The 22,831-nt window shown below is 68.4% G+C and carries 28 protein-coding genes; 10 read left to right on the forward strand and 18 right to left on the reverse strand.

Features of this window, described 5'->3' with window-relative positions; genetic code table 11:
- Positions 1-24: 24 nt before the first annotated feature.
- Positions 25-729 (forward strand): hypothetical protein, encoded by a 705-nt coding sequence (locus Q333_RS0105130; RefSeq protein ID WP_029415672.1) that lies wholly within the window; start codon positions 25-27, stop codon positions 727-729.
- 112 nt (positions 730-841) lie between these two features.
- On the forward strand, positions 842-1,198 hold the full coding sequence (panD, locus tag Q333_RS0105135) for an aspartate 1-decarboxylase (protein WP_029415673.1): 357 nt from the start codon (positions 842-844) through the stop codon (positions 1,196-1,198).
- Here the strand turns inward: panD and Q333_RS0105140 are convergent.
- Entirely contained in the window at positions 1,195-1,980 is a 786-nt protein-coding gene (locus Q333_RS0105140) for an aminotransferase class IV (protein ID WP_029415674.1), read from the reverse strand. The two genes, panD and Q333_RS0105140, sit on opposite strands and share 4 nt — an antisense overlap.
- Positions 1,981-2,148: 168 nt before the next feature.
- Positions 2,149-4,917 carry a DNA gyrase subunit A gene (gyrA, locus tag Q333_RS0105145; RefSeq protein ID WP_029415675.1) on the reverse strand — a complete coding sequence of 923 codons (2,769 nt, stop codon included), beginning with the start codon at positions 4,915-4,917 and terminating at the stop codon, positions 2,149-2,151.
- Positions 4,918-5,049: 132 nt separating this feature from the next.
- On the opposite strand from gyrA, the gene Q333_RS0105150 reads away from it, so the two are divergent.
- Positions 5,050-5,610, forward strand: coding sequence for a superoxide dismutase family protein (locus tag Q333_RS0105150; protein ID WP_029415676.1), 561 nt, complete (start codon positions 5,050-5,052; stop codon positions 5,608-5,610).
- Here Q333_RS0105150 and Q333_RS0105155 read toward each other — a convergent pair.
- Complete coding sequence (locus tag Q333_RS0105155) at positions 5,607-6,515, reverse strand: DMT family transporter (RefSeq protein ID WP_029415677.1); 909 nt, start codon at positions 6,513-6,515, stop codon at positions 5,607-5,609. The two genes, Q333_RS0105150 and Q333_RS0105155, sit on opposite strands and share 4 nt — an antisense overlap.
- A 97-nt stretch (positions 6,516-6,612) precedes the next feature.
- Here Q333_RS0105155 and Q333_RS0105160 point away from each other — a divergent pair, with 97 nt between their 5' ends.
- Complete coding sequence (locus Q333_RS0105160) at positions 6,613-6,888, forward strand: type II toxin-antitoxin system Phd/YefM family antitoxin (RefSeq protein ID WP_211249695.1); 276 nt, start codon at positions 6,613-6,615, stop codon at positions 6,886-6,888.
- On the forward strand, positions 6,885-7,265 hold the full coding sequence (locus Q333_RS0105165) for a type II toxin-antitoxin system VapC family toxin (protein ID WP_029415679.1): 381 nt from the start codon (positions 6,885-6,887) through the stop codon (positions 7,263-7,265). Before Q333_RS0105160 ends, Q333_RS0105165 begins: the two co-directional genes overlap by 4 nt.
- Positions 7,266-7,269: 4 nt before the next feature.
- Here Q333_RS0105165 and ssb read toward each other — a convergent pair whose 3' ends face one another.
- From ssb to Q333_RS0105180, 3 genes are all read right to left on the reverse strand, one after another.
- Complete coding sequence (gene ssb, locus Q333_RS0105170; protein ID WP_029415680.1) at positions 7,270-7,746, reverse strand: single-stranded DNA-binding protein; 477 nt, start codon at positions 7,744-7,746, stop codon at positions 7,270-7,272.
- 90 nt (positions 7,747-7,836) lie between these two features.
- Entirely contained in the window at positions 7,837-8,277 is a 441-nt protein-coding gene (locus tag Q333_RS0105175; protein WP_245591485.1) for a hypothetical protein, read from the reverse strand.
- Entirely contained in the window at positions 8,277-8,969 is a 693-nt protein-coding gene (locus Q333_RS0105180; protein WP_029415682.1) for a hypothetical protein, read from the reverse strand. Before Q333_RS0105180 ends, Q333_RS0105175 begins: the two co-directional genes overlap by 1 nt.
- Positions 8,970-9,274: 305 nt before the next feature.
- Between Q333_RS0105180 and Q333_RS0105185 the strand changes: the two genes are divergently transcribed.
- From Q333_RS0105185 to Q333_RS0105200, 4 genes are all read left to right on the forward strand, one after another.
- On the forward strand, positions 9,275-10,105 hold the full coding sequence (locus tag Q333_RS0105185) for a flagellin (RefSeq protein WP_029415683.1): 831 nt from the start codon (positions 9,275-9,277) through the stop codon (positions 10,103-10,105).
- Between the two features lie 115 nt (positions 10,106-10,220).
- Positions 10,221-10,466: a flagellar protein FlaG gene (locus tag Q333_RS16335; RefSeq protein ID WP_035293832.1), complete on the forward strand. Its 246-nt coding sequence runs from the start codon at positions 10,221-10,223 to the stop codon at positions 10,464-10,466.
- 121 nt (positions 10,467-10,587) lie between these two features.
- Positions 10,588-11,418, forward strand: a complete 831-nt coding sequence (locus Q333_RS0105195; RefSeq protein WP_029415685.1) for a flagellin — start codon at positions 10,588-10,590, stop codon at positions 11,416-11,418.
- 241 nt (positions 11,419-11,659) lie between these two features.
- Entirely contained in the window at positions 11,660-14,413 is a 2,754-nt protein-coding gene (locus Q333_RS0105200) for an NHL repeat-containing protein (RefSeq protein WP_029415686.1), read from the forward strand.
- A 3-nt stretch (positions 14,414-14,416) separates the two neighbouring features.
- On the opposite strand, the gene Q333_RS16340 is transcribed toward Q333_RS0105200, so the two are convergent.
- From Q333_RS16340 to Q333_RS0105245, 9 genes are all read right to left on the reverse strand, one after another.
- Positions 14,417-14,653 (reverse strand): hypothetical protein, encoded by a 237-nt coding sequence (locus Q333_RS16340; protein WP_035293834.1) that lies wholly within the window; start codon positions 14,651-14,653, stop codon positions 14,417-14,419.
- Positions 14,568-15,014: a hypothetical protein gene (locus tag Q333_RS0105210; RefSeq protein WP_029415688.1), complete on the reverse strand. Its 447-nt coding sequence runs from the start codon at positions 15,012-15,014 to the stop codon at positions 14,568-14,570. The genes Q333_RS16340 and Q333_RS0105210 overlap by 86 nt, the downstream gene beginning before the upstream one ends.
- Positions 15,011-15,394 carry a M15 family metallopeptidase gene (locus tag Q333_RS0105215; protein WP_029415689.1) on the reverse strand — a complete coding sequence of 128 codons (384 nt, stop codon included), beginning with the start codon at positions 15,392-15,394 and terminating at the stop codon, positions 15,011-15,013. The genes Q333_RS0105210 and Q333_RS0105215 overlap by 4 nt, the downstream gene beginning before the upstream one ends.
- Positions 15,391-15,660, reverse strand: coding sequence for a hypothetical protein (locus Q333_RS0105220; RefSeq protein WP_029415690.1), 270 nt, complete (start codon positions 15,658-15,660; stop codon positions 15,391-15,393). The genes Q333_RS0105215 and Q333_RS0105220 overlap by 4 nt, the downstream gene beginning before the upstream one ends.
- A complete protein-coding gene (locus Q333_RS17580) occupies positions 15,653-15,823 on the reverse strand; it encodes a hypothetical protein (RefSeq protein WP_157072376.1) in 171 nt (56 codons plus the stop codon). The genes Q333_RS0105220 and Q333_RS17580 overlap by 8 nt, the downstream gene beginning before the upstream one ends.
- Positions 15,820-17,301, reverse strand: a complete 1,482-nt coding sequence (locus Q333_RS17955; RefSeq protein ID WP_029415691.1) for a DUF2793 domain-containing protein — start codon at positions 17,299-17,301, stop codon at positions 15,820-15,822. Before Q333_RS17955 ends, Q333_RS17580 begins: the two co-directional genes overlap by 4 nt.
- A 272-nt stretch (positions 17,302-17,573) precedes the next feature.
- Complete coding sequence (locus Q333_RS0105235) at positions 17,574-18,302, reverse strand: anti-sigma factor (RefSeq protein WP_029415692.1); 729 nt, start codon at positions 18,300-18,302, stop codon at positions 17,574-17,576.
- Positions 18,299-18,856, reverse strand: a complete 558-nt coding sequence (locus Q333_RS0105240) for a sigma-70 family RNA polymerase sigma factor (protein WP_051651137.1) — start codon at positions 18,854-18,856, stop codon at positions 18,299-18,301. Before Q333_RS0105240 ends, Q333_RS0105235 begins: the two co-directional genes overlap by 4 nt.
- A 73-nt stretch (positions 18,857-18,929) precedes the next feature.
- A complete protein-coding gene (locus Q333_RS0105245) occupies positions 18,930-19,403 on the reverse strand; it encodes a DUF4112 domain-containing protein (RefSeq protein ID WP_029415694.1) in 474 nt (157 codons plus the stop codon).
- Between the two features lie 69 nt (positions 19,404-19,472).
- On the opposite strand from Q333_RS0105245, the gene Q333_RS0105250 reads away from it, so the two are divergent.
- Positions 19,473-20,444 carry an endonuclease/exonuclease/phosphatase family protein gene (locus Q333_RS0105250; RefSeq protein ID WP_029415695.1) on the forward strand — a complete coding sequence of 324 codons (972 nt, stop codon included), beginning with the start codon at positions 19,473-19,475 and terminating at the stop codon, positions 20,442-20,444.
- Here the strand turns inward: Q333_RS0105250 and Q333_RS0105255 are convergent.
- From Q333_RS0105255 to Q333_RS0105265, 3 genes are read right to left on the reverse strand one after another with little or no spacing between them, the layout of a single operon-like run.
- Positions 20,416-21,615 carry a CCA tRNA nucleotidyltransferase gene (locus Q333_RS0105255; protein ID WP_029415696.1) on the reverse strand — a complete coding sequence of 400 codons (1,200 nt, stop codon included), beginning with the start codon at positions 21,613-21,615 and terminating at the stop codon, positions 20,416-20,418. The two genes, Q333_RS0105250 and Q333_RS0105255, sit on opposite strands and share 29 nt — an antisense overlap.
- Positions 21,612-22,277, reverse strand: coding sequence for a CoA pyrophosphatase (locus tag Q333_RS0105260; protein ID WP_029415697.1), 666 nt, complete (start codon positions 22,275-22,277; stop codon positions 21,612-21,614). Before Q333_RS0105260 ends, Q333_RS0105255 begins: the two co-directional genes overlap by 4 nt.
- Positions 22,274-22,831, reverse strand: a complete 558-nt coding sequence (locus Q333_RS0105265; RefSeq protein WP_029415698.1) for a DUF1285 domain-containing protein — start codon at positions 22,829-22,831, stop codon at positions 22,274-22,276. Before Q333_RS0105265 ends, Q333_RS0105260 begins: the two co-directional genes overlap by 4 nt.

Raw genomic sequence — 22,831 nt, forward strand, 5'->3', positions numbered from 1 at the left:
GCTGTGCCGTTTCGGGAGGCGTCGATGGTCGGGTGGTGGTGGATCGTGCCGGCGGCGGTCGCTGTGCTGGGGGCCATCTGGGTCCTGCTCGCCCTGATCGGCCTGTTCCGGGGGCGTATTCTCAGAGGCATCTTCGGCGGCCTGGCCGGTGCGGGATTGCTGGCTGTCGCCTCGATCGCGGGGCTGCTGGGCCAGAACGCGCAGACCTATGCGCGCCTGACCTATGAACGGCCGGTCGCGACACTGTCGTCGCGGCAGCTGGCCCCGCAGTATTTCGAGGTCACGGTGGTCCAGCCGGCCCTCGGAGACCAGCCGGACCGCACGGCAGTCTATCCCGTGCACGGCGACGAATGGCGCGTGGAGGCCCAGGTACTGCGCTGGAAGCCGTGGGCCAATGTGCTGGGGCTGGACGCGCAGTACCGGCTGGACCGTCTGTCCGGCCGCTATCAGAACATCGAGCAGGAACGCAGCGGCGCCCGGAGCGTCCATGCCCTGTCCAGCGACGCCGATCCCGACGGCCTGCCTTGGTCGCTGTCGCTCTGGGAGACCGCGCGCAAGTATCGGCGATACGTCGACGCGGTCGATACGCTGTATGGCTCCGGAGCCTATATGCCGATGCGAGACGGCGCGACCTACGAGGTCTGGATCACGCAGTCGGGCCTGGTCGCCCGCCCGACCAACGCAGCCGCGCGCGAGGCGTCGTCGGGCGGCTGGATCGTCGCCAACTGACCGCCTCTGACGCGGTGCAGCATCGCGATTGATGGCGGGACCGGAAATCCCTATATCCGCCGTCTGCGAGCGGGGGCCGATCGCCCCGCGTCACGACTGGACCGCACTCCCCATGCTGGTCACGATGATGAAGGCCAAGCTGCACCGCGCCACGGTGACCCAGGCCGACCTGGACTATGAAGGCTCCATCGCCATCGACGGCGATCTGCTGGATGCCGCCGGCATCTATCCGCATGAGCAGGTCGATGTGTTGAACATCACCAACGGCGCGCGCTTCACCACCTACGCCATCGAGGCGCCGCGTGGCTCCAGGGTGATCGGCGTCAACGGCGCGGCGGCGCGCCTGGTGCAGAAGAACGACAAGGTGATCGTGGTCACCTATGGACAGCTGCCGGCGGAAGAAGCCCGTCAGTGGTCGCCGACTGTCGTGCTGCTGGACGACGGCAACCGCATCAAGCAGGCGGCCTAGATCGGCTGAAGCGGCGCCGAGGCCCAGGCGGCGCGGAGGCGGTTGAGCCGGGCTTCATCGACATTGAACGCGACATCACCGATCGCCGTGACCGCGCAGGCGGGCGTGGCGCTGTTGCAGATGAAAGCGCCGTCGAAGGCGGACAGGTCACTGATGCGGATGGGCCGGGTCTCCGCCTTCATCCCTTGGCCGGTCAGCCCCTGCGCGATCAGGGCCTGAGCGACCCCGGCCAGCATGGGCGCCTGCGGCCACACGACCGTGCCGCCGGACAGAAGGCCGATGTTCCAGAGGCTGCCTTCCGAAATGAGGCCGTCGCCGTTGACATATAGCGCATCGTCGAACCCGGCCTTGCGCGCTGTGCGTCGGGCATGAATCGCTTCGATGGTGGCCGTATGCTTGTGCTCGGGAAGCAGGCGAGCATGGGTCTGGGGCCGCAGCCGCATGGCGCTCGCCAGCGGCGGCGGGGGCGGACTGACGGTTGTCAGTACGCGAGGCCGCACGACCACATCCGGCGTCCTCGCCCAGATGTCTGGGGAAAAAAGGCCGATCCTGAGCCAGGCGTCGGTCTGATCGCCGAGCGCTGTGCGCATGAAGCCGCGAACATCATCCTCGGGGAGGAGGTCACCGAAAAGAGCGCTTGCTGATGCGTCCAGCCGGGCAAGGTGCAGGTCCAGCCCGCGCACGCCGCCAGCCTCCACGCGGAAAGAGGTGTAGGCCCCGTAGTTCGTCGTGGCGAAGTAGGTGAGGTCATCGACCGTCGGCGCAAGACCATTGATCAGCATGACCCCTCTCCCGAGGAGAGAGGGTTTGAGGCTCGCAGAACGCAGCGATGCGCCAGCCGAAAGGATGAGGGCGTACGGTGCGATCCGGTGAGGGCAGAACCCCTCACCCTTTCGCGTTTCCAATCGCTGCGCTCTTGGACGCTCAAGCCTTCTCCCTCTGGGAGAGAGTCACTCGCTATCGCCCTCATCGTCGCCGCCGCTGTCCGCCAGGCGCTCGACCGAGACGACCTTCTCGCCCTCGGCGGTGCGGAACACCGTCACCCCCTGCGATGCGCGACCGACGATGCGGATCTGGGCCACCGGCGTGCGGATCATCTGACCGCCGGAGGTGACCATCAGCAGGTCGTCGCCTTCCTCGACCGGGAAGGCCGCCGCGAGCCGGTTGCCCGCGCGACCGCCCAGGCCGTGAGCCGTCAGCCCCTGCCCGCCCCGGCCGGTGCGCCGGTATTCGTAAGCGGACGACCGCTTGCCGAAGCCGGTCTCGGTGACCGTCAGGATGAACTGCTCGGCCGCGCCCAGTTCGGCGATGCGTTCGACCGACAGGGCGGCGTCGCCTGAGCCCTCGGCCTCGTCGTCGACCTCGACGGCGGGCGTCTCGTCCTCGCCCTCGCCGGCGGCGCGCCGCATGGCGTTGGCGTGCTTGACGTAGGCGGCGCGCTCATCTGGGGTCGCATCCACGCGGCCGAGAATGGCCATGGAGATGACCTCATCGCCATCCTGCAGGCGAACGCCCCGCACGCCGGTCGAGTCCCGCCCCTTGAACACGCGCACGTCGTCGGCCTTGAACCGGATGGCGCGACCGAGCGCGGTCGTCAGCAGGACATCGTCCTCGGCGGTGCACAGCGCCACGCCCACCATGTGGTCGCCGTCCTCCAGCTTCATGGCGATCTTGCCGGCCCGGTTGACCGTGGCGAAGTCGCTCAGCTTGTTCCGGCGCACGTCGCCCGAGCGCGTGGCGAACATGATGTCGTAGTCGCCCCAGGTCGCCTCGTCCTCCGGCAGGGGCAGGACGTTCATGATCGAGTCGCCCGGCTCGATCGGCAGCAGGTTGACGAACGCCTTGCCGCGGGAGTTGGGGGCGCCCAGCGGCAGCCTCCAGACCTTGAGCTTGTAGGCCTTGCCGTTGGTGGCGAAGAACAGCACCGGCGTGTGGGTCGAGGCCGAGAACACGCCGACGACGGCGTCCTCGTCCTTCATGGACATGCCCGACTTGCCCTTGCCGCCGCGATGCTGGCTGCGATACGCCGAGAGGGCGACCCGCTTGACGTAGCCGCCGTGGGTCACGGTCACGACCATGTCCTCGCGCGGGATCAGGTCCTCGTCTTCCAGCTCGAAGTCGCCCTCGCCGATGACGGTGCGGCGCGGCACGGCGAACTGCTCCTTCACCAGCAGCAGGTCCTCGCGGATGATGGCGAGGATGTTCTTGCGGTCCGACAGGATCGTCAGGTGGCCCTGGATGGTGTCGGCCAGACCCCGCGCCTCGCCGAAGATGTCGTCGCGGCCCAGACCCGTCAGGCGGGACAGGGTCAACGCCAGGATGCCGCGCGCCTGTTCGTCGGTCAGGCGGATCTTGTCGCCCTCGACCAGGGCCGTGCGCGGATCGGCGATCAGTTCGATCAGGGCCATCATGTCGCCCACGGGCCAGGCCTTGGCGATCAGGCGTTCGCGCGCCTCGGTCGGATCGGCCGAGGAGCGGATGATCTGGATGACCTCGTCGATGTTGGCGACGGCGACGGCCAGACCGACCAGGATGTGGCCCCGGTCGCGCGCCTTGGCGAGTTCGAACTTGGTCCGGCGGACCACGACCTCCTCGCGGAACTCCAGGAAGAGCTCCAGCAGCTTGCGCAAGCCCATCTGCTCGGGTCGACCGTGGTTGAGCGCCAACATATTGACGCCGAACGACGACTGCATGGCAGAAAAGCGCCACAGCTGGTTCAGCACGACATCGCCGGACGCATCGCGCTTCAGCTCGATGACCAGGCGCATGCCCTGGCGGTCGGACTCGTCGCGGACGTCGGAGATGCCCTCGATGCGCTTCTCGCGCACCATCTCGGCGATGCGTTCCTGAAGCGTCTTCTTGTTCACCTGATAGGGCAGCTCGGTGACGATGATCGCCTCGCGGTCCTTGCGGATCGTCTCGATGGTGGCGACGCCGCGCACCATGACCGAGCCGCGACCGTCGCGCAGCGCATTCCTCGCGCCGGTGCGGCCCAGAATCTCGCCGCCGGTGGGGAAGTCCGGACCGGGCACGAGGTCCAGCAGGGCGTCGTCCGACACCTCGGGATCGTCCAGCAGGGCCACGGCCGCGTCGATCACCTCGCCCAGATTGTGCGGTGGGATGTTGGTGGCCATGCCCACGGCGATACCGCCCGCGCCGTTGACCAGCAGGTTCGGAATGCGGCTGGGCAGGACCACCGGCTCCAGCCGGGCGCCGTCGTAGTTCTCCTGGAAGTCGACGGTGTCCTTGTCGATGTCGGCGATCAGGGCCTCGGCGGCCTTGGTCATGCGGCTTTCGGTGTAGCGCATGGCGGCGGGCGGATCGCCGTCGACCGAGCCGAAGTTGCCCTGGCCGTCGACCAGCAGCAGGCCCATCGAAAACGGCTGGGCCATGCGCACCATGGCGTCATAGATCGCCCCGTCGCCGTGCGGGTGATAGCGGCCCATGACGTCGCCGACGATGTTGGCCGACTTCACATACTTGCGGTCCGAGGTCCGTCCTTCCTCGTGCATCGCATAGATGATGCGGCGGTGGACGGGTTTCAGGCCGTCGCGCGCGTCCGGCAAGGCGCGGCTGACGATCACGCTCATGGCGTAATCGAGGTACGAACGTTTCAGCTCGTCCTCGATGGTGATGATGGCGATGTCGCCCGAATCAGAGGGGCCAGCCCCACCTCCGCTGGCAGGCGGAAGGGCGTCGTCGATAGGTTCGTCGGTCAAGGAAATCGGGGCTCAGACAGCCGGAATCGGAACGTGATCCTCTGTCGCGTTTTCTAGCATCCAGGGGGCTGTTAGGCAAAGTTTCGACGCCGTTTTCCCCCGCCTTCGGACCCGCCGCACAAGGACGAAATCATGCGCTCCATCGCCTTCGCCGCCGCCCTGGCTTTCGCTCCCCTCGCCGCCTGCGCCGCTTTCGCCCAAACAGCGCCAACCTCATCGCAATCGCCTCGGCCGATCGCGATCGCGTCGCTCAAGACAGCTGACGGCACGGACGCGGGCTCGGTCACAGCCTATCGAGGGCCTCTGGGTCTCTTGTTTCGCGTCGAGGGCCGGAACTGGCCGGCGGGCTGGCATGGCGTGCACCTCCACATGACAGGGACCTGCGAGGGACCGGGATTCACCTCGGCGGGCGGGCACGTCGATCACCCCACCACGGATCGCGCGCACGGCCTGCTCAACATGGACGGCGGCCCGGAGTTGGGCGATCTTCAGAACGTCTTCGCCGCGAGCGACGGTACCGCCAATGCCGAGGTCTACGCCGCTGGCTCGCAGACCTCCCAACACGGACATGACCTTATGGACTCCGACGGCTTGTCGTTCATCGTCCATGCCAACCCCGACGACCACGTCAGCCAGCCGATTGGCGGAGCCGGTGCCCGGATCGCCTGCGGGGTCTTCGCGCCAGCGGGTTAGGCCTTGGCCGCCCCGGCCCTGAGGCCTCTCTCGGCCAGGGCCACAACGCCAACCCCGGCCATCGTCAGGGCTGCCCCTGTCAGGATCTGCGGCGTCAGCACGTCGCCCAGGAAGCCCCAGCCGATGGCGATGGAAACGACCGGCGTGGCGAGGAAGTAGGGCGTGACGCGCCCGGCCTCGCGCCTCTGGACCAGCCAGAAGACCAGCGTCGTCGCCACCACCGACGACAGGACGCCCGCCCACAGCAGCGTGCTCCAGACCAGCGGCGTGGCCGAGCGCACGGCTTCGATCTGATCGCGTTCGAACACCGCCGAGCCGAGAGCCAGCGTCGGCAGGGCGGTCAGGGCCAGAAGGCCCTGCATCTTGAGAGGGGGGATGGAGGTCGTGCGCCGCGCGATCACCGTCGTCATGGCCCAGGCAGCGCTGGCGGCGATCACCACCAGGATGGCCGACCAGTCGTGGAGGGCGTGGGGATCGGCCGCCATCCAGGCCACGCCAACGAGGGCGACGATCAGGCCCAGCAGGGCGAACCGCGTCAGCCGCTCCCCCAGTAGCAGGAAGGCGAACAGGGCTGTGAACGGAATCCAGAGCTGGGCCGCCACCGAGGCCGGGCTGACGTCGTCCGCCAGCCAGAAGCCGATGTAGATCAGGCCATAGTGCAGCGGCCCGCCCAAAAGGACGATCAGCAGCAGGCTCTTCCAGTTCGGAAATGGCGGCCGCACGAAGGCGAACAGACAGACCGAGGCTATGGCGAAGCGGATCGCGCCGGTCAGCAGCGGCGGCAGGGTCTCGGTCGCCACCTTGGCGGCGGCGTTGTTGGCGCCCCAGATCACCACGATCGCCACGATGGCGCCGATCTCCAGAAGGGTCAGCGGATGGTGCGGCTTGGCGGCGGGGGTGGTCACCGGCCGGTCATGGCACAGGCGGGCGGACGAGGCGCGTCACAGTGAGTGACAGGGCGTTTCCGTTGACATGTACATTATCTGGGCCGATCATGTACGTATGATTGAAATCACCGCCACGGACCTCCGAAAGGATCTTTTCAGTATTCTCGACCGGATCGTCGAGACAGGCGAAGACCTGCGGGTGACCCGGAAGGGAAAGGCCACCGTGACGTTCAAAGCGCGATTGGCTTCTACATCGGAGGTTGAGCAGCGCGCGGCTCGGTTCGACGCGGCGATGGCCATGGGTGTCCGAGAAGACGACGCAAAATACGACCCCGGCGACATTACCGATGGGTCTCATCTGGACTGGGCCCCTGAGGACACACCCCGCTGAGCGTCCATCTCGATACGCACGTCCTGCTGTGGCTCTCGCGAAGACGACAGAGCGCCCTTGGAGCGAAGGCCTTACGCCTGGCGAGAGTTCAGCCCTGGGTGATCTCGCCTGCCGTCATTCTCGAGCTCGAGATTCTGACGGAGATCGGCCGCATCGGCGTAAGCGTTGATCGCGTCCTGATGTCGGCGGCGGAGGTGGGCGAGCTGTCGGTCGCGCCTTCCACTTACACGGACGTCATCGAAGCATCCCGGAGCCTGTCCTGGACACGCGACCCGCTCGATCGACTGATCGTGGCGCATGCCATCAGCGATGGAGCCCGCCTGCTGACCGCCGATGGACGAATACTGACGCACTTCCCAGACGCCGTCTGGGACTGACGCCTCAGAACGGAATGTCGTCGTTCAGGTCGTAGCTCTCGCGCGGGCCGGATGGCTTGTTCGCGCCGCCGGTCGAGAAGCCAGAGGAATAGTCGTCGTCGTTCGAACGCGACGCCCCGCCGCCCTCGCCGCGACCGCCCAGCAAAGTCAGATTGCCGTTAAAGCGGCCGATCACGACCTCGGTGGTGTACTTTTCCACGCCCTGCTGGTCGGTCCACTTGCGGGTCTGCAGCTGGCCCTCGACGTAGATGGTCGAGCCCTTCTTCACATAGTTCTCGACGACCTTGACGATGTTGTCGTTGAAGATGGCGACCCGGTGCCACTCCGTCTTTTCCTTGCGCTCACCGCTGGCCTTGTCGCGCCAGGTCTCGGACGTCGCGAGCGACAGGTTGGCGATGCGGTCGCCGTTCGGAGTAGTGCGGATTTCCGGGTCGCGACCCAGATTGCCGACCAGGATGACCTTGTTGACGCTGCCCGCCATGTCGCTCGTTCTTTCGCTAGGGATTCAGGCCCGCAGGCCCCGCTGATAAAATCGTTAACAGATGTTCCGCTTCTGTTCCAGCCCTTGCGGCTAGCCCTGCGGCGCTGCGGGGAACGCCGGCGCTTCGGCTTCGGTGACCACGCCCAGTTCGTCGATGTCGCGCTGTATGGCGCCCGGCACTGCGAGACGGCCGTCCCCGGTTCGGGCGAGAGCGAAGAAACGCCCTCCATCCAGAGTCCGGCTAAACGAGACACCGCGGGCGTCGACGAAGATAAACTGGCCCTGGAACGAGCCGGTGATCTCGCGCGTGGATCCACCCATACGCAGGAAGCGCACCCGCATTTCCTCCAGACGCGCGGCGCAGAACTCGATCTGCGGCTGGTCGCGGGCGACCACATTGAACTGAACCTCCCCGTCCGGCCGGGTCACGGCGTAGCAAACGCCCGGATCGCGCGGCGCGCGGACTTGTTCGGAGCAAGCTCCCAGCGTGACCAGGGCCAAGAGGCCTACGGTCGTAATCCGCATGCGCATCAACCCAGCCCCGGGAACTGACAGGCGCGGTCCTGTTCGGCCAGGACGCGGAAACGGGTGTTGTCGTTGGATTGTTCCACGCGGCGCGGCACGAGCCTGAGGGTCAGATTGCCGTGGCGGCCATACTGGGCCTCGCCCGGACCGACACAGGTTCCGGCGTACAGAGCCTGGACGCACTCTCTCAGACCCATACCGCCCGAGAGCTGACGCCACTCCGAGCCTGTGTAGCGAAGGCAGGGCGCGCCGGACACTCGCTGCGGCCGGGCCTCGGCCGGCTGGGCGTTGACGCCATCGACAGGCGTGGCGGGTTCGGGATTATCGGAGAGGTTCTGCTCTGCCGGCGCGGTCGGCGGCGGCGCGAAGGAAGCGGTGGCGGCCGCCGCGAGGTTGCCGCTGGCGTCCAGCCCGACATCCAGCCCATCCGTCGCAAGGCCGTTGCGCTCGGCGCAGTCGGCCAGCGTAGCCATACCGACGAACTGCCCATCGACGAAGCATCGCAACTCGCGAGTGGGGGCCAGTTCTGGCGCGTCCGCGACGTCGACCGATAACGCGCCAGGCTCGGCGGGTTCAGCCTCCGAAGCCTTCTTCTCGTCCCCGCCGCCCATGAACACCAGCGCCAACACCACGGCGGCGAGGATGGCCAGGCCCGCGCCGACCGCCAGGATCACGCGGTTGTCGTTGGGAAGTTGCATGAGGTGGCTCGGCTGGGGGAACAGCTCCAATAACCCCGCCTCAGGCCGCCGCGTCAACCGCTTAGGCACGCCACACCCGGCACAAGCCGCCGGGCGCCCGGCAATTCCTGCCGGTACAGCCGCAAACCGGCAAATTCTGCCGAGCGAAGAAAGGCGTTAAGGCAAAGTACCGTCGATTTTTCAACAAGTTGGCTGATAGGCCCGCCCGCTGGTCACTGGCCCCGGCCTTGCTGGTGACCGTAACGGGCAAAATGCCCCCGACGGTCAAAATGACGGTCGGTCACCTTGAAACAAGGATACTCGTCATGGCGCTGAACAGCGTTAACACGAACAACGGCGCCATGGTGGCGCTGCAGAACCTTCAAGCCACGAACCGCGAGCTGGACACCGTCCAGAGCCGCATCAACACCGGCAAGAAGGTCAACTCGGCCAAGGACAACGGCGCCATCTGGGCCATCGCCCAGGGCCAGCGCTCGGAAATCTCGGCGCTGAACGCCGTCAAGGACAGCCTGGACCGCGGCGCCTCCGCCGTGGACGTCAGCCTGGCCGCCGGCGAATCCGTCTCCGACCTGCTGGTTCAGCTGAAGGAAAAGGCGCTCGCCGCGACCGATAGCTCTCTGACGACTGCTGCTCGCAGCGCTCTGAACGAGGACTTCAAGGCCATCCGCGACCAGATCACCACCGTCGTCAACAATGCCGGCTTCAACGGTGTGAACCTGCTCAACGGCTCACAGACGGCCGGCTATCGCGCCCTGGCCAACACCTCGGGCACGACCATCACGGTCCAGGACGAGGACCTGCGTCTGGGTGGCACGATCAATACGGTCACCGCGACCATGTCGATCGGCACCTCGACCCTGGCCGCCACCGCCCTGACGGCGGTGAACGGCTCGATCGACCGCGTGTCGGCTTCCCTGGCTCGCCTGGGCACCGGCGCCAAGTCGCTCGAAACCCACCGCGGGTTCGTCGGCAAGCTGTCGGACGCCCTGGAAGCGGGCGTGGGCAACCTGGTCGACGCGGATCTGGCCAAGGAAAGCGCGCGACTGCAGTCGCTGCAGACCAAGCAACAGCTGGGTGTGCAGGCTCTGTCGATCGCCAACTCCTCGACCTCGATCCTGCTGGGACTGTTCCGGTAATCGAAATGGAAGGGCGGGACTTCGGTCCCGCCCAACTGTTCGCGGGAGGCGCCGGCCGAGACCGGCGTGAAATCGTATGGAGACCAGTGCAAAAATCCTAAGCGTCGCCAGCCCTTTGACCGCTCCTTCGCAGTCCGCGGCGAGCGGCGACTTCAACGAAGGCCGAGCCCGTCAAGAGGCCGAGCAGGCCGCGCGCTACAGGCTCATCATCGAAGAGGGTCCGACTGTAGGGACCTACATCTACAAGACCCTGGACAGCACGACCGGCGAGGTCATCCGCCAGTTCCCCCGCGAGGAGGTGCTGAAGCTGTCCGAAAGCGGAGGCTATGCCGCCGGGGCTCTGATCGACACCAGCGCCTGATCCGGCGTTCGGCTCTGAAAGTCTGATCCGCGCGGGCCCGCCCGACGCGGCAAAGCCCCGTTAACCATACGCTCATGGTTAACACCTAGCCTTACGAAGAAGATTCGGGGCTAGAAGACCTATGAGCAACAGCGTCCACACCAACGCCACCGCGGCGATCGCCCTTCAGAACCTGGCGCGTACGAACGAGAGCCTCGCAGGCGTCCAGAACCGAGTCTCGACTGGACTAAAAGTACAGGGCGCAAAGGACAATGCGGCCATCTGGGCCATCGCCCAGCAGCAACGCGCTGACACGAGCGCCCTGTCGGCCGTGAAGCAGAGCCTCGACCGCGCCACATCCATTGCTGACGTGGCGTTGGCGGCGGGCGAATCGATCTCGGACCTGCTCAATCAGCTCAAGGAAAAGGTCGTCGCGGCCAAGGACACGTCGCTGAAGACTCAGTCGCGCGAACTGCTGGACGCGGACTTCAAGGCCCTGCTGCGCGCCATCGGCTCGGCGGTCGAGAACGCGACGTTCGACGGCGGTAACATTCTGGACGGCTCGCTGACCAACGGCTTGCGCTTCCTGGCCAACGCGGACGCGACGTCGTTTATCACCCTGTCGTCGAAGGACCTGTCGCTCAGCGGTTCGATCATCTCGCTGGGACTGGCCGACAGCCTGCTGACCATCACGGGCGCGACCACAGCCCTGAACAAGCTGGACGATTCCATCACTGCCCTGAACAAGGCACTCGGCGACATCGGGGCTCAGGCCAAGCAGATCCAGGCGCACACGACGTTTGTGTCGAAGCTGACCGACACGTTGGAGAGCGGCATAGGCAATCTGGTCGACGCAGATCTAGCCAAGGAAAGCGCCCGACTTCAGGCCCTGCAGGTGCAGCAGCAGCTCGGCGCCCAGGCGCTGTCCATCGCCAACCAGGCCCCGCAGATCATCCTGTCGCTGTTCCAGTAGCCCTTAGCGCGGACGCGCCGTCGGGTTTCCGATCAGCACCGGAGCGGGACGACGACGATTGGTATGCGGCTTGGGTGCCAGTCCGTACAGGGCAAGCAGAGACTGAATAAGAGACGTGGGAAACATCATGATCGGCCTCCTGTCTGGCCCGATCGAAACACGATTCGCCGCCGATCGTTCCCAGTGCGGACGTTAACAGCCCGTTGAGCCCAAGATCCGATACTGGCGGCTGGAGAATTCCGTGACCGTCAACAACGGCTATCTGCTTGGACTGTTTGGGCAAAGCTACGACCCTGCGGCTTCGGCTGCCCTGACGACAGCCCTTACACAAAAGCGTCAACCGACCGCGCCCTGGGCCACGGCGGCCCAGGCCTCCGCCCCTGCACCAGACGCCCTCGTCCGCGCCGCGCTGGGCGGACGCAAGTTCGTAAACGAGGGCGCTGTTCCGGTCGATGTCCGGGGGGCCTCCGCCGACTACGCCAAGCTGTTCGCCCTCTATCGCGGACTCGAGACCCTGTCGGCCCTGACCAATCGCGCCTCGGTCCAGGGGCTGGGGAACAGCGACCTCAGCCTGATCCAGAGGCGCTTCGCCGCGGGCATGTCGGAAATCTCCGCCTATGTCGGCAAGGCCGAGTTCGAGGATATGCGGCTGGTGCAGGGAACAGCGACTGCGCTGTCCAAGACCAGCGCCGCCGTGCCGCGCGACAGCGCCAACTCCATCACAGGTCCGGTCCATGAGGGATCGCTGGACACGCCGGTCGCGGCCTTCGACGGCGACACCCGCTTCTCCATCACGGTGAAGGTTCCGCAAGGGCTCGGCACGACGACCACCAGCATCGCCATCGACTTGGCCGACATGGGCGCCACACCCCGGACGCTGGACGCGGTCCTGTCCCACATCAACGGCAAGCTGGAGGCCGGCGGCTTCCAGACCAGGATCGGACGCGACCAGATCAAGTCCGAGGCCCGCACCGTGCAAGTCAACGGCAAGCCCGTCACCCTGCCGGCCGGCCCGGACAAGTGGGCGCTGGCTATCCGGGGGACGTCCACGGAGACCATCGGCTTCACGGCCCCTCACCGATCCGATGCGGTCTATGTCGTCCAGGGCTTCGGTACGGCCGGGGCGAACCAGCTGCTCAAGTTCCAGTCCGATGGCGGAGCCGCCCCGACACCCACCGGCGGCAATGTCGGCGAGACCCAGTGGGTCGATGGTCGTCTGTCTCAGGAGAAGCTGCCCGACGGCATCAGCGCAGTCCGGGCCAGCGCCGTGGGGCCGGATGGCTCGCTCTGGCTCGTCGCGGATGTGACGACCGGTGGCTCGAACCAGCCGATCAAGGGCGTCCAGGACGTCGCCCTGATGAAATACGACAGCGCCGGCAGGCTTGTGGCGACCCGGACCCTGGGGGCCGCCTCGACGGCCAGCGGCTATGCCATCGCGGTGGACGCCAACGGCCAGGTCGCAGTCGCGGGCTCGGTGACCGGCGCGCTCAACACCAAGGCGACGGACGCGGGCAAGTCGGGTGAAGTGGCGACACTATCCGATAGCTTTGTGACCGTCTTCAACGCGGACGGCGAGGAGCAGTGGACCCAGCGACGCGGCGCCCGCGCCGAGGACCGGGCGACCAGCGTCGCCTTCGGCGCGGACGGCGTCGTCTACATCGGCGGGCGGGCGAAGTCGGCAGTCACTGGCGCGACGGCGGTTGGCGGCTGGGACGGCTACGTCCAAGCCTTCAAGGCGGGTGAACCCTATCCGACGGCGGGCATCGTGGCCTCCAGCGTCGGCCAGACCCAGTTCGGCACCAGCGCCGACGACGGCGTCGACGCGGTCACGGTCGATGGATCCAACCTCTATACCGCCGGAATCGAGAACGGCCGGGCGGTGGTACGCCGATTCACGCTCGACGCGGCTGGCGTACCGACGCTGGCGGCCACGCGCGACCTCGGGGCGATCTCCGGCGCCATCGAAGGCGTCTCGGTCTCCGACGGACGGGTCATTCTGACGGGAACGAGCCGCGACAGCGGCCTGTCGGCGGGCACGGTCACGCGGGCGCACTCGGGCGGGTCGGACGTATTCACTGCGGCCCTGACCGCCGACCTGTCGGCTGACGCCTCCGATCGCCTGACCTGGTATGGTGCGGCGGGCGAGGACACCGCCGCCGACGTCAAGGTCCACGACGGCAAGGTCTGGATCACCGGCATCGCCGACCGCTCGGTCGCGGCCAAGCCGGAAGACCCCACGCGCGGCTTCCTCGCCCGCATCAATCCGCTGACGGGCGCTGTGGAGTACGAACGCAGCTGGTCGGGCGACAACGGTCAGGCCAAGCCGCTGACGCTGGCAGTGGCAGCGAACGGTGCCTCGGTCCTGGACCGCCTGGGACTGCCCCAGGGCGAGATCGACCAGTCCGACTCCAAGCGGCTGATCGACGCGACTTCTCTGAGGGTCGGCGACCGCTTCTACGTCTCGCCCGCCGACGGCGGACGGGCGCAAGCCGTCACGATCGAAGCCAAGGACACCCTGGCAACCCTCGCCCGCAAGATCAGCATCGCCTCCAACGGCAAACTGAAGGTCACCGTGGCCTCCGAGGGCGGCGCGGTCACCGGCAAGGACGGAGAGACGACGACCACCACCGGCGGCTTCCAGCGTCTGTCGATCACGGCCAAGGACGGCGTCACCGGCGCGGTGCTGACGTCCGGCGAGACTGGCCGCGACGCCCTGCTGGGGCTCGGCCTCTCGCCCGGCTTCATCGGCCAGGCGTCCGGCGACGACGTGACCCGCACCTTCGGCCTGAACCTGCCCAGCGGCCTGACGCTGAACGACGCCGCCGCCATCAAGACCGCCGGCGAGAAGATCCAGGCGGCCTTGAAGGCCATCCGCGACGCCTATCGCGCCCTAGCTCCGGAAAACGAGACCAGCGCCGCCAACGGCCCGGTGCCGACCTATCTGACGAACCAGATTTCCAACTATCAGGCCGCGCTCGCTCGCTTGACGGGCTGAGTCTCACGGCGACACCGCCTGCGCCGCGCGCTCGGCCTTCAGCGTCTCGACCGCCAGCCGCCGCGCCGCGTCGCAGGCCACGAGCTGGGCCCCGCGCGTGACGTAGCCGATCTCCAGGTCCGCCAGCGTCGCCCCGTCGGGCAGCCGGTACAGGTCACAGGGCCGGGCGGCGGTCTCGGGCAGGGTCAGGCGCGGCGGCGCATCCGCCGAGGTCGGACGCGATGCGGCACAGTTCGTCATCGTGAGCGCGCAGACGATCGAGACGGTCAGGCGAAAGCGGCAGGTCAGCGTCATGAGCGGTTCGAGCCTCCAGAAGGATAGGGGTGGTGGCGGCCTCAGTCCGCCGGATGATGGTGTGGGCGGCGTCCAGCCGGACGACCTGGCCGGCCTGGCCCTCGGCCTCTGCCGCGCGGGCGGCCGCCTCGGACCGCGCCAGATCGGCGGCGGCCTCGGCCCGATCGGCCCTGCGGCGGGCCAGGTCGAACGGGTCCCAACGAAAGCCGAGGCCACCGAGCAGAATGGCGACGCCGGCGAGGCCCATGCAGATCCCCACCAGCCAGCCCACTGGCGTCAGGCTGCGGAGCAAGCCAGCCGTGCTCATGGGAACACCCGCCGGTCGAGCTCGAAGTGGGGTCCGTCCCGCAAGGTCGGCCAGTCGCCGCCCCAGACAATGGGGACGCCCCGCTCGTGCGCTGCCGCCTTCACCGCGAGCGCGATGCGCGGATAGAGCGGCCAATCCCACCGCACCTTGCCGTCGATCAGGGCCGCCACATCCACCGCGTGACCGGTGAGGTGCCGTGACTTCGACGTCCGGCTTGCGCCCGCGCGAACCAGCACCGCCTGCCGCTCGGGCGACCTCAGGCCCTCGGTGATCATGAAGTCGACGGGGGAGCGGCGGATGGCCTCCTCCATCACCTCGACCAAGGCGGGGTGGACACCTTTCATCCGCCGGCGCGAGCGGGCCGAGAAGCGAAAGCTCATCGCGTCCCTCCCTCGGCCAGGCGCAGGCGCAGATTGGCCAGCAAGGCCACCAGCTGCTGGGCCGTCGGGGCGACGAGGTAGAGTACGAGCGTGAGGGCCAGGAGCCCCATCAGCCCGGCCGCCACGCGCGGCAACTGGGCCGGTTCCGTCCGCTCGACCGCCAAGGCCAGCAGCCGCCACAGGGCGAAGCTGGCGAGGAACACATACAGCCGCCGCCACAGCCATTGGGCCTCGGCGAGCGGGGGAATCAGGTTCCGGTCAGTCATCGATCGTCTCCGGGTGGAAAACAGGACGGATGGAGCGCCAGTCGGCGCCGATGTGGTTCAGGCCCTCGCGGCGGGTCAGCCGTCGCGGCTGCTCCCAGACCTCGGGCTCCAGCAGGCGCTCGTCAGGATCGAGGGCGCGCCGGCGACGGCGAACAGCGCTCATCCCTGCACCAGGATCAGGACGGCCCCAGCCGCGCCCGGGCCGCCCGCGCCGCCCGACGAGACCCCGGCCCCGCCACCACCGCCACCCGCGCCGTGCACTCCGCCCGCGCCTCCGTCGAAGCCAGCCCCGGAGCTGGCGGCGGACCCGCCGCCACCTCCCCCGCCACTGATCGACACCGGGACGGGCGGCGCAGCACCCGCAGAACCCGCCGCCGAAGAACCGACCGCGCCACCGACGGCAGGACAGGCCAGCAAACCGCCAGCACCTCCGGAGCCGCCGGGATGCGCCGTGCCGCCCGCCTCGAGCGAACCGCCTGCGCCACCGCCACCTGACGCGGCTGGGGCGGCGAACGCGCCCCCCGCCACGCCCGCCGCTGAAGCCGAGGTCGATCCCCCGCCGTTGCCGCCGAGCAGACCCTGGCCACCCGCGCCGCCCGCGCCGCCGAACGCGCCGGCCTGACCGGCCGCGCCGCCTCCTGCGGTCAGCAGGGTCGCGCCGCTGGATATGACGACCGTGTCGCCGCCGTCCGCTCCGGCCGCTCCGCCTGCACCGATGGCGACCGTCAGCGGCCCCGGCAGGTCGGCGGTGCGCCACAGGGCCGTCGACAGGCCCCCGCCTCCCCCTCCGCCGCCGCCGCTCCTGAGCCCGCCAGCACCCGATGCCCCCGCTCCGCCAGCGCCGCCGCCGCCAACCGCCATGACGGAAATCAGCCGCGCCCAGTCCGGCGGGCTCCAGCTGCCCCCAGCCGTCAGCAGAACCGCCTCGGCGCGACCTGCGCCACGAGGGAACCAGGCCCGACCGTCCTCGGCGTCGATGCGCAAGGCGTCGGACCAGTCAGCGCCATCGGCCGAGACCTTGAGCACGAGGTCGTCGTCACCGATCAGACCGAACTCGGCCCGGCCGCCGTAGCCGCTCTGGAACAGCAGGGAGAGGACGTCGGCCGGCGTGTCCTTGTTCAGGGTGATCCGCAGATCACCGTCGCCGCCATCGGCCTCGGGTCGGGCCGTCCACAGGGCCTTGTTGACCTTGGCGGCGAAGGGATTGATCGCATCGGCCTCTGTGTTGAGGCCCAGCCGGGTGAGGTTCTGGTGCTGGCCCCGGCGGATCAGCGGTGTCCAACCGCCAGCCTCGCGCACCACCAGCTCCTCGCGGTCCTGCACGAAAGCGACCGTCCCGACTGGAACAGGCGCGCGCACCCAGCCTCCGCTCTCGGCGCGGACCAGATCCCCCGCGTTCCAATCGGACCAGAATTGCCCGACGGCGCCCGCAGGTAGAATGTAAAGATTACCCTCCGCTACCGAGTCCAAGGAGTGCAAGGAGTCCACGGAGTCCGGCTCGATCGTCGTGGTCCGACTGACCACGAACAGTTGGGTCAAGGTGTCGAGGCGAGCGAGCGCTTCGTTGACGGTGACATGCTTCTGAATCTGCCCCGCCGCGACATAGGGCAGGGTCAGGCGGGCGCTGTGGCTGGATGACATGAACGATCTCCGTTGCTGTTCGGAGACCAGTCTGAGTGAGGCGCGAATGCGGGCGCGTTCGCCGCGTCTCAATCGCGACGGCCGTTGTTTTCACGACGCTTTTCGACGCGTCGTTGGATGATTGAGAAAAACAGCGAGTGCGGGGAGGCCGTTGGAAGGGCTGGGAGGCCTCCCCGCGGACCGGCGCGCGGCTGTCAGGACCCCGACGCCGGGGACGGCGTCGATGCGCAGCGGTCAGACAGAGCTACGGCCGGGTCGACCGACCGGATGCGTCAGAGCTGCTGAAGTTCGCCGGATGCGACAACCGGCCCATCGGGCTTGTCCGCCGCCGGGGTATGGCCGGGTGCTTCGAGCGAAACAGCGACCGCCGTGGCCGTCCCCGCCTGGCTGGCGAGCGCCGCCGAAAGGCTTTGGCGCGAAACGCCCTCGCCCGCGATCGCGCCCACCAGCTGCACGCCGCCCTCCGGCTTGACCAGCCACAGGTGCGGCACGCCCTGGGCTGACGCCATGCTTGAGTCGGCGGCTATAAACAGGTTCCCGGTCACCGTGTCATAGGCCAGGATCATGGCCTGCCCCCCGCCCTCGGACAGGGTCAAGGTCGCCACGCGCGTCACCCCGCCGGCGGGAGCCTGCGGCTGCTCGACGACCGGCGTCGGCGCGGGACGCGCGATGAGAACCGCCACGGCCACGAGGCTCGCGGCCAGCAAGCCGGTCGAACCAATGGCCCAGCTCCGCCAGAAGCCGACCCGGCCATTGTCATTGGCGACAGGCGCGATCACCGCCTGGAGCCGTGCCCAGACGGCGCCGGAGGGTTCGACCGACCGAACCTCGGCCGCGAAGGCCGCCAGATGGGCGTTCCAGGCCTGAACCTCGGCGGCGAAGGCAGGATCGGAGGCCTCGCGGGCGCGGGCGGCGCGCTCGTCTTCCGGCGACAGCAGCCTGAGCGCCAGCTCGCCCGCCAGGGCGCGGTCGTCTTCGGGGGTGTGGGTCGGGTCGGTCATGCTTCGAGGCAGCTCCTCAGCCGCATCAGCCCCCTGCGAATCCAGCTCTTCATTGTGCCCAGCGGCACATTCTCACGTTTGGCCAACTCGTCGTAGGTCGCGCCCTCGAAGAAGGCGGTGCGGATCACAGCCCGTGCCTTGTCCTCCAGCGTCTCCAGGCACCCGTTCAGCCGCGCAGCCTCGTCGGCCTGCTCCACGGTGTCGGATGCCAGCGGGCCGGCATCGGCCAGGTCATGCGCATCCTCGACCGGCGCGGCGTTCCGCATCGGTGCGGCCGAGCGCAGCCGGTCGATCGATCGATTACGGGCGATCGTCACCAGCCAGGTGATCGGGCTGGCGCGGCTCGCATCGAAGGTCGCGGCCTTTCTCCAGACTGTGACGTAAGTATCCTGCAAGACGTCCTCGGCCGTTTGGCGGTCAGGCAAGATACGCAGGCAGACGCCAAAGAGCTTCGCCGAGGTCGCCTCATAGACGGTGCGAAAGGCGGAACGGTCGCCCTGGCCAGCCTGGACAAGGGCCACGGCCAGTTCGTCTCGCGTCAACATCAGGCCCATGAACCACTCGGATCGACTGCAACGCCGGGACTAGGACCGGCCCGAAGCGTCGCCGTCAAGCCGCATCCACGCATCAGTCGTGCAGATAGACGATCCGCCGCTTGTTCGGGTCGGCCCGCATGGCGGCGACGTGCCGCTCATGATCGCCGGACGCGCGGGCTTCACGCTCGCTCGCCTCGACCCAATGGGTGGTCTCGATGTGCTTCTGCAGGGCCTTGGCCGCCAGAAGATGGCCGGGAAAGAAGAAGTCGACGACATCAGGCGCGAACGGCACGGCTTCGCCCACCGCAGTCGTCGCGCTGTCGATCCCCAGGTAGCCGATCATGCGCAGTATAGTGCCGGTCGGAGCCTTGGCTCGCACAGCCTGCATCAGGAGCCAGCCCGACGCGCCCACGGAATAGACGGTCCCGACCACCGGGATCCAGGTCAGCAGACCGTCAAGGCCGACGCCGAACGGCCCTATCCCGATCGCCCGGTCCGAAAGCTTCTTGATGCCCTCGACATTGGACCAGATCTTTTCGATATCCGCGAACGACCGCTTCGCCATCCCTGCCCTCCCTTGCGGCGGCTCAACGCCCCAGGACCGTCCCCCGTTCACCGAGGAAAGCAGACTATCGTGACGCTTGCGAGCCGCCCGCGCCTCCGATGGTTCCTGACGGCCTGCGTTGCGCTCCTGTCCGGGGGACCGCTGGTGATCGCTGTGGCGTCGCTGAGCGGCCACGGTCACCGCTGGGTCGACATCCTGGCCCAGTTCGTGGGGCCCGCTCTGGTCGCGGCGACGGCGCTGTTCGGCCTCGCGGTCTTGCTCAGATCTCGATCTGCGGGCATCGCCACAGGGCTGGTCCTCGTTCTGGTGGGGGTCGCGGGATCGCCCCAGTGGTTCCCGGCACGGGGTTGGGCCAGCGAGGAGGCCGACTTCACCCTCTATTTCGCCAATCTGTTCGTCGGCAACGGCGACGCCGATGGGATCGGCCGCTCGATACGAGAGGCGCAACCCGACATCGTGGTCCTGGTCGAAGTCGGAGATGAGGCCCGCCCGGCCCTGGATGCGATCCTCTCGGAGTTTCCCCACCGTGTCGTGACACCCCGTCGTCCCGGCGGGGCGGGGCCGTCGGTCTCTGTGATCGCCAGCCGTTGGCCCCTGGCGGAGCGCCCGATCGACCTCATGCACGCCTTCGCCGTCGCGGCCGAAGCCGACACGCCTTCGGGGCCCGTCACGGTCGCAGGCGTGCATCTGACCAGACCCTGGCCCTACCAGTATCAGTGGGCCCAGATCATACAGACTCAGGAACTGATCGCCTGGCGCTCGGGCATCTCGGGGCCGCTGGTCCTGGCCGGAGACTTCAACAGCGTCTCGTCGGCCCGGATCGGGCGGATGATCCGGTCGGAAGCCGGGCTGATCGCCGCGCCCGGCTGGCCGGGAACTTGGCCGTCCTTCCTTCCGGCCTGGGCGGGCATGACCATCGACCACGTCTATCGCACGCCCGATCTCGCCCTGACCCAGCGTCGGATCGGCCGGGACAACGGCTCGGACCACAGGCCGGTGATCGTGCGCCTCGTCAGATCGGCTGAGACGCCAGCCGCCTGAGCCGTTCGTCGTGGCCGTCGTCGGGGAAGTCGGCGGCGACCCATTCGTCCTCGAAGGCCTTCAGGATGCGGCCGGTCTCCGGCCCGGGCGCGACGCCCAGCCCGGCGACCTCGCGCCCGCCGACCGGCATGCGGGGCGGCGTCCAGTCCGCGACGAGCGCGAGCGCCGCCCTGGCCGTGACACCGCTCGCCGCCTCGCCGCGCAGCAGTCGGTCCCGCACGGTCTCGGCGCCGAGGCGGTAGATCAGGGTTCTCAGCACCGGTGCCTCCGTGGCGGCAAGCGGACCCTCGGCGGCCGCCGCCAGCCGATACTCAACCGCCTTGGGCAGGCGAAGACCGGCCGCCGTCCTCGCGACCTCGGGCGGATCGTCCGGCAGCAGGGCGGACAGCCGCAGCACCGGGTCGTCGCTCAGGTCAACGAGCGCCTCGAAAGCGCCGAGGTCCGCCACCGCCGGGATCAGCCGATCAAGAACGCCCGCCTGCCGCATCGCCGCCACTGAGGGGCGCGGGTCGGGCGCGGCCAGCAGCTTCAGCAGTTCCTTGGACACCCGTTCAGCCGACAGGCGCGACAGACTGTCGGCGTGGTCGGCGCAGGCGGCGAGGCCCACGGCATCGGGCTCATCTCGCCCATACCAGGCGAAGAAGCGGAAGAAGCGCAGGATGCGGAGGTGGTCTTCCTCGATTCTCTGATACGGATCGCCGACAAAGACTACCCGGCCCTCCAGGGCGTCTTCCAGCCCCCCACCGGTCGGATCGAAGATGCGGCCGGATCGGTCGGCGTAGAGGGCGTTCAGGCGGAAATCCCGACGCCGCGCGTCCTCGCCCCAGTCGTCAGTGAAGGCCACGACGGCGTGGCGGCCGTCGGTCTCGACGTCGCGGCGCAGGGTGGTGATCTCGAAGGGCTTTCGATCCGCCACGGCCGTCACCGTGCCGTGGGCCAGGCCGGTCGGCACGGACTTGATGCCGGTCGCCTTGAGCGCCGCCAGTGTCTCCTCGGGCTTCAGCCGCGTAGCGATGTCGATGTCGTCGACCGGCCGCCCGACCAGGCTGTTGCGCACGCAACCGCCGACGAAGCGGGCGCAGTCGGACCCGCCCGCCGCCTCCAGCGCGTCCATGACCCGCACCGTCGCCGGGTCGGTCAGCCAGGGCTGGCCCGCCAAAGAGCCGCTCACGCCGCGTCCTCGGCCGTGGCCAGGGCCGCCACGCCCTCCTCGCCGTATAGACGCAGCCGCAGCGCCCGCACGATCCCGGCGGTCACGCCCCATATGTAGCGATCCTCATGGGTCAGCGACCAGAACCAGCGCCGCACGCCCGCCGGCGTCTCCAGATGTTCCCGCTTCAGCATGGCGGGATCCATCAGCACGTCCCACGGCACCTCGAACACCTCGGCGACCTCATCGGGGGAGGGCGTCAAGACCGGCGAGGCCTCCAGCCATCCGACCACCGGCGTGACCAGGTAGCCCGTACCGGTCTCATAGGCGTCGGACAGGCCCAGAACCGTCACCGCAGCCGGGTCCAGCGCCACCTCTTCCCAGGCCTCTCGCAGCGCCGCCTCGACCGCCGTCTCGCCGGGATCCAGCCGACCGCCGGGAAAGGCGATCTGGCCGGTATGGCTCGCCAGGCTGTCGGCCCGGCGCGTCATCAGCACCCGCGCGCCGTCGTCTGTGGCGACCACCGGGATCAGCACCGCCGCCGGCTTGAGCGGCCCCTCGACCCAGCGAGACGCGCCCGGGTTCAGGTCGAAGTCCGAGCGCACCGGCCTGCCCTCCAGCTGCCAGTCGGACGGCGGCAGCAGGCGCTCGGCCAGCCGTTCCTTCAGCGTCTCAAGGCTCATGCCAGACCGGCCCCCGGCGGCCCCAGCGGAAACCAGACCCCGCCCGAGGACACGGCCAGACGCCCGTCCCGCTCCTCGGCCATCTCGACCAGGTCGTAGAAGACCGTGCGGACGATCCGCGCCTCCAGACCCCGTCGGATGTACACGCGCGGCGCGGGCTCTCCGGTCGTGGGATCTGTTTCGACGGTGATGGGGTTCTCGGGCCCGGCCCGCACCTCGTCGCCGACGTCAGTGGTGAAGACCAGATCCTCGCCGTCGCGCCGCATCGCGACGGCCCGGAACGGCAGGTCCTCGACGGTGATCATCAGCTTCTCGACCGGCGTGACCAGGTGATAGCCGTCCGGATCGAGCCGCAGTACCGTCGAGAAAAGCCGAACCAGCTCGGCCCGCCCGATGGGCGAGCCCTCGTGCATCCAGGTCCCGTCAGCGCGGATGGCAATATCGATGTCGCCGCAGTGCGCCGGGTTCCACAGGTGCACCGGTGGCAGGCCGCGCGCCGCCTTCGCGGCCTGCGCGACCGCGGCGATGCCCGTCTTCGTCTCGGCTTCGCTCAT

The organism is Brevundimonas bacteroides DSM 4726 (assembly GCF_000701445.1).
Classification (GTDB): domain Bacteria; phylum Pseudomonadota; class Alphaproteobacteria; order Caulobacterales; family Caulobacteraceae; genus Brevundimonas; species Brevundimonas bacteroides.

What these genes read in the sequence shown, in the direction of transcription:
- Q333_RS0105130 (WP_029415672.1), top strand. Translation starts at nt 25, where the DNA reads ATGGTCGGGTGGTGGTGGATCGTGCCGGCGGCGGTCGCTGTGCTGGGG.
- panD (WP_029415673.1), top strand. Translation starts at nt 842, where the DNA reads ATGCTGGTCACGATGATGAAGGCCAAGCTGCACCGCGCCACGGTGACC.
- Q333_RS0105140 (WP_029415674.1), bottom strand. Translation starts at nt 1,980, where the DNA reads ATGCTGATCAATGGTCTTGCGCCGACGGTCGATGACCTCACCTACTTC.
- Q333_RS0105150 (WP_029415676.1), top strand. Translation starts at nt 5,050, where the DNA reads ATGCGCTCCATCGCCTTCGCCGCCGCCCTGGCTTTCGCTCCCCTCGCC.
- Q333_RS0105160 (WP_211249695.1), top strand. Translation starts at nt 6,613, where the DNA reads ATGATTGAAATCACCGCCACGGACCTCCGAAAGGATCTTTTCAGTATT.
- ssb (WP_029415680.1), bottom strand. Translation starts at nt 7,746, where the DNA reads ATGGCGGGCAGCGTCAACAAGGTCATCCTGGTCGGCAATCTGGGTCGC.
- Q333_RS0105175 (WP_245591485.1), bottom strand. Translation starts at nt 8,277, where the DNA reads ATGCGCATGCGGATTACGACCGTAGGCCTCTTGGCCCTGGTCACGCTG.
- Q333_RS0105180 (WP_029415682.1), bottom strand. Translation starts at nt 8,969, where the DNA reads ATGCAACTTCCCAACGACAACCGCGTGATCCTGGCGGTCGGCGCGGGC.
- Q333_RS0105185 (WP_029415683.1), top strand. Translation starts at nt 9,275, where the DNA reads ATGGCGCTGAACAGCGTTAACACGAACAACGGCGCCATGGTGGCGCTG.
- Q333_RS0105195 (WP_029415685.1), top strand. Translation starts at nt 10,588, where the DNA reads ATGAGCAACAGCGTCCACACCAACGCCACCGCGGCGATCGCCCTTCAG.
- Q333_RS16340 (WP_035293834.1), bottom strand. Translation starts at nt 14,653, where the DNA reads ATGACGAACTGTGCCGCATCGCGTCCGACCTCGGCGGATGCGCCGCCG.
- Q333_RS0105210 (WP_029415688.1), bottom strand. Translation starts at nt 15,014, where the DNA reads ATGAGCACGGCTGGCTTGCTCCGCAGCCTGACGCCAGTGGGCTGGCTG.
- Q333_RS0105215 (WP_029415689.1), bottom strand. Translation starts at nt 15,394, where the DNA reads ATGAGCTTTCGCTTCTCGGCCCGCTCGCGCCGGCGGATGAAAGGTGTC.
- Q333_RS0105220 (WP_029415690.1), bottom strand. Translation starts at nt 15,660, where the DNA reads ATGACTGACCGGAACCTGATTCCCCCGCTCGCCGAGGCCCAATGGCTG.
- Q333_RS17580 (WP_157072376.1), bottom strand. Translation starts at nt 15,823, where the DNA reads ATGAGCGCTGTTCGCCGTCGCCGGCGCGCCCTCGATCCTGACGAGCGC.
- Q333_RS17955 (WP_029415691.1), bottom strand. Translation starts at nt 17,301, where the DNA reads ATGTCATCCAGCCACAGCGCCCGCCTGACCCTGCCCTATGTCGCGGCG.
- Q333_RS0105235 (WP_029415692.1), bottom strand. Translation starts at nt 18,302, where the DNA reads ATGACCGACCCGACCCACACCCCCGAAGACGACCGCGCCCTGGCGGGC.
- Q333_RS0105240 (WP_051651137.1), bottom strand. Translation starts at nt 18,856, where the DNA reads ATGGGCCTGATGTTGACGCGAGACGAACTGGCCGTGGCCCTTGTCCAG.
- Q333_RS0105245 (WP_029415694.1), bottom strand. Translation starts at nt 19,403, where the DNA reads ATGGCGAAGCGGTCGTTCGCGGATATCGAAAAGATCTGGTCCAATGTC.
- Q333_RS0105260 (WP_029415697.1), bottom strand. Translation starts at nt 22,277, where the DNA reads ATGAGCCTTGAGACGCTGAAGGAACGGCTGGCCGAGCGCCTGCTGCCG.
- Q333_RS0105265 (WP_029415698.1), bottom strand. Translation starts at nt 22,831, where the DNA reads ATGAGCGAAGCCGAGACGAAGACGGGCATCGCCGCGGTCGCGCAGGCC.